Source organism: Mesorhizobium sp. P2_A8 (genome assembly GCF_056404935.1).
Map to the genome: position 1 here is coordinate 1 of NZ_JBFUDB010000029.1, position 1,674 is coordinate 1,674.

The 1,674-nt window shown below is 59.7% G+C and carries 1 protein-coding gene; it reads left to right on the forward strand.

The window, feature by feature from the left end; genetic code table 11:
- Positions 1 to 81 precede the first annotated feature (81 nt).
- The gene (locus AC1D10_RS35540) at positions 82 to 1,458 is read left to right on the forward strand and encodes an ISNCY family transposase (protein ID WP_477279978.1); all 1,377 of its coding nucleotides are present in this window, start codon (positions 82 to 84) and stop codon (positions 1,456 to 1,458) included.
- Positions 1,459 to 1,674: the final 216 nt, after the last annotated feature.

Here is a 1,674-nt window from a genome sequence, read left to right on the forward strand (position 1 = left end):
TATTGCCGCAAAGTAGAAATGTCTTGATTCTGCAAAGTAGGAATGTCGCCCTGCTCGTCCATGAGCGAGGGAGATGGCGGGTTGGGACTGATCTTAATGAGCGAGCGCGAGCTGCAACGCATCGAGGTGCTGTCGAAGGTTTTGGAGCGGCGCATGACGGTTGTCTCGGCGGCGCATGTGCTGGATATGACGACGCGTCAGGTCCAGCGTCTGCTGAAGGTGTTCAGAGCCGAAGGCGCCGTAGCACTTCGGCACAAGGCTCGAGGACGACCGTCGAACCATCGATATGTCGCCGGCATCGGCGAACTGGCGGTTCAGTTGGTTCGGGAACACTATCTCGACTTCGGGCCGACCTTGGCGGCCGAGAAGTTGGCGGCGAACCACGGCCTGGTCGTGTCGCGAGAGACGTTGCGCAAATGGATGGCGGAGGCTGGAATCTGGCTGTCGCGAAAGCAGCGCAGGACGTTCCATCAGCCTCGTTTGCGTCGGGAATCTTATGGCGAGTTGGTGCAGATCGACGGTAGTGATCACCGTTGGTTCGAGGAGCGGGGCGATCCATGCACCCTGCTCGTCTTCATCGACGACGCCACGAGCAAGCTCCAGCAGCTTCGCTTTGTAAAGTCGGAGAGCACCTTCAGCTACTTCGAGGCGCTCGAGCTCTATCTGAAGGCACACGGTTGCCCGGTAGCGTTCTATTCCGACAAGCATACGGTGTTTCGGGTGGCGAAGGCCGAGGCCCGCGCCGGCCGGGGCATGACGCAATTCGGTCGCGCCTTGTCGGAACTCAACATCGAGATCCTGTGCGCCAATTCGAGTCAGGCCAAAGGTCGGGTCGAAAGAGTCAATCGGACACTGCAGGACCGCCTCGTGAAGGAACTGCGCCTCGCCGGTATATCAGACATCGAGGCGGCCAACGCGTTCTTGCCGATTTTCATGGCTGACTTCAACGAGAGGTTCGCCAAGGTCCCTGCCCGACCGGACAATCTGCATCGCACATTGAATGTTGCGCCGGATCGGCTGCTTGACGTGCTGTGCAAGCGGGAGCAGCGTTATGTCGGCCAGCAATTATCGTTCTCCTATGAACGCAGGCTAATCATGCTTGAGAAGAACGAGCTTTCGTGCGGGCTGGTCGGCAAATACGTCGATATCTACGAGTTCGCCGACGGTCGGCTGGACGTTCGATGGAGGGCGTGTTCCTTGCCCTACACCGTCTTCGACAAGGCGCAGCGCGTCACGCACACGGCGGTCACCGAGAACAAGCGGCTCGGCGAAGTGCTGACCTGGATCAAGGCTCAGCAGGACGAGGCGCGGCCTCCGCCGAAGATCAAGACCAACAGCGAACAGATCGCTTACAAGAAGCGCGGGTCGAAGCCAGGCCGCAGGACAGATTTTGTCAACGACCCTGCCGTCATTGCGCGGCGAGAACAGGCACTGACAAGGGTGGCCGCTGCCGAGTGAGGCGGCTTTCAAAGCTAAAGCCAGGGAGCCAAGCTGGAACGCACCCGATCGGGCTGCGCAACCCCGACCAGCTGAAGCCCGATCGGGCGCTCATGTCGGCGCCAAGAAGCGCGTCACTGTCGCGTTTCTAAATTGCTGCGCCCCCGCCCCGCGAATTGCCCCTTTGCGACATTTCTACTTTGCTGGCAGCACGACATTCGAACTTGGTTGCAACAT